Raw genomic sequence first — 2,094 nt, forward strand, 5'->3', positions numbered from 1 at the left:
CTGGGCATAATTTCGCCCCACCACGAAGGGGCGAATGGCATTCTCGGCCGGGTTGTTGTCGAGCGGGATCATACCGTCATCGAGGAAACGGGTCAGGCGGTTCCACTGACCCTCCAGGTAGTGCAGCGCCTTGCCCAGTGCGCTCTTTGGCAGCACCTGTGTCAGCGACTTGTCGAGCCAAGTGCGCAGCTGGGTGATCAGCGGGCGACTCTTCTGTTCGCGCAGCGCCAGGCGAGCCTCGGGCTCCAGGCCCTTGGCCTGTGTCTCCACGGCGTAGAGCTTGCGGATCTGGTTCAGCGCCCAGTCGGCCTTGCCGGTCTTGCCCTTGGGCTGCACCTTCTGGGCTTCGACGAACTTGCGGCGTGCGTGCGCCCAGCACCCGGCATGGGTGATGCCGTTCCGACGCACGACCTCGGCATAGCCCTCGTAGCCATCGGTGACCAGGCGACCGGCATAATCGCCCAGCAGGCGCACGGGCACCCGACCGGCTCGGCTGGCGTCGTAGTCGAACAGCACCACCTGCTGGCCCGGTGGGCCAGCGCGTTGTAGCCACATGTAGGAGGTGGCGCTGGCCTTCCGGTCGGCCTCAGCGTTGACCTGCAGGGTGGTCTCGTCCATGTGGATCAGCGGGGCCTGCAACAGATGCTGTCGCAGGGCCTCGACCAGCGGCGTCAGTCGTTCACCGGCCTGAACCATCCAGCGCGCCAGGGTATTGCGCGGGATCTCGGCCCCGTGGCGGGCAAAGATCTGGCTCTGCCGGTAGAGCGGCAAGGCATCCTGGTACTTGGCGGTGGCCACATAGGCAAGCAGCGTCGGACTGGCGTTACTCTTCGGCAGCAGCTTGGCCGGGACCGGGGCGATCTGCACCCCCTCTTCACAGGTCGGGCAGCCGTACTTGAGGCGCACATGGCGGATCACCTCGACCCGCGCCGGCACGACATGCAGTTCCTCGCTGATTTCCTGGCCGATGACCTTGAGCTCGGTACCGTCGTCGTCACAGTGATGCGCCTCGTCAGGCAGTTCATGAACGACCTCGACTCGCGGCAACTCGGGGGGCAAAGCAACGCGACCACCGCGGGTGCGGCGCTTGGTCGGCTGACACGGCTCGGCAGCCGCCTCGTCGGTGGTCGAGTCATCCTCGGCCTCGGCGTCCTGCTCATCGACGGCCACTTCGGCCTCGTTGATGAGCAGGTCGCCTTGTGTGACGCGGTACTTCTCGGTGGAAGGGCCGAACTGGCGCTCAGTCGCCAAGCGGAACTGCTCGAACAGCGCCGCCTTGGCGGCTTCCCACTCGGCCTCTTTCTTCTCCATCAGTTGATGGAGGCGCGCGATCTCCTCCTGCTGAGCACGCACTTGGTGCTGCAGTTGGGAGACGGTAGCGGAGGGGGTAGAGGCCGGTGACGTCATGCCGGTATTTTACCAAGCAGCGCCGCTAAAGGCAGCAAAAATATCACCCAACTGACTGAAAATTCAGGGCCTTATGAGGTTGCATGACGCTGAGGTCATAGCCATCCAGGAGCCAATTCAGCTCCTGGCCCGACAGGGAAACCGTGTCGCCTTTCAGACGGTCGGGCCACTTGAAGCGCTCCCGTTCCAAGCGCTTGTACCAGACCACGAAACCGTTGCGCTCCCAGAACAGCAGCTTCACCTTGTCGCGCTGGCGGTTGCCGAACACGAACACTGCCTCCTCGAAGGGGTTGAGTTCCATGGCCTCCTGGACCAGCAGCGCCAGCCCATCGATCTGCTTGCGCATGTCGACCGGCTCGCGGCAGAGGTACACACGCAGCCCGGTTGCCGGCCGGATCATGGCGACACCGCCACGGCGACGAAACGCTGTGGCCGATGACGCGGCGGCACCGGCACATCCTGCACCACCAGACGCTGCTCCCACGCCAGCAGTGACGCCAAATCCATCCCTTGCTCCTCGGCGTACTTACTCAACGGCTGTTGGCGAGAGGAGGCGTGGAACAGATGGCCTAGCCAGAAGGCCTGTGTCGAGGTCAGTTCGGTCATGGTGTCCTCCTTGAAATCGGATGACACCAGTCTGACGGACGTTATTCAGCGGCAGAAGATGGGGTTGATGGAGCGCTTACG

3 protein-coding genes are annotated in these 2,094 nt (G+C 63.9%); all 3 read right to left on the reverse strand.

The annotated features are described in order from the left end of the window. Positions 1–1,407: IS66 family transposase (tnpC, locus tag HALO32_RS00050; protein WP_151441744.1), on the reverse strand; the 1,407-nt coding region annotated here is incomplete at its 3' end. 43 nt (positions 1,408–1,450) lie between these two features. After that, the gene (tnpB, locus tag HALO32_RS00055; protein ID WP_151441745.1) at positions 1,451–1,807 is read right to left on the reverse strand and encodes an IS66 family insertion sequence element accessory protein TnpB; all 357 of its coding nucleotides are present in this window, start codon (positions 1,805–1,807) and stop codon (positions 1,451–1,453) included. After that, complete coding sequence (locus tag HALO32_RS00060) at positions 1,804–2,013, reverse strand: hypothetical protein (protein ID WP_151441746.1); 210 nt, start codon at positions 2,011–2,013, stop codon at positions 1,804–1,806. The genes tnpB and HALO32_RS00060 overlap by 4 nt, the downstream gene beginning before the upstream one ends. Positions 2,014–2,094: the final 81 nt, after the last annotated feature.

The organism is Halomonas lysinitropha, from assembly GCF_902500215.1.
Taxonomy (GTDB): Bacteria; Pseudomonadota; Gammaproteobacteria; order Pseudomonadales; family Halomonadaceae; genus Halomonas; species Halomonas lysinitropha.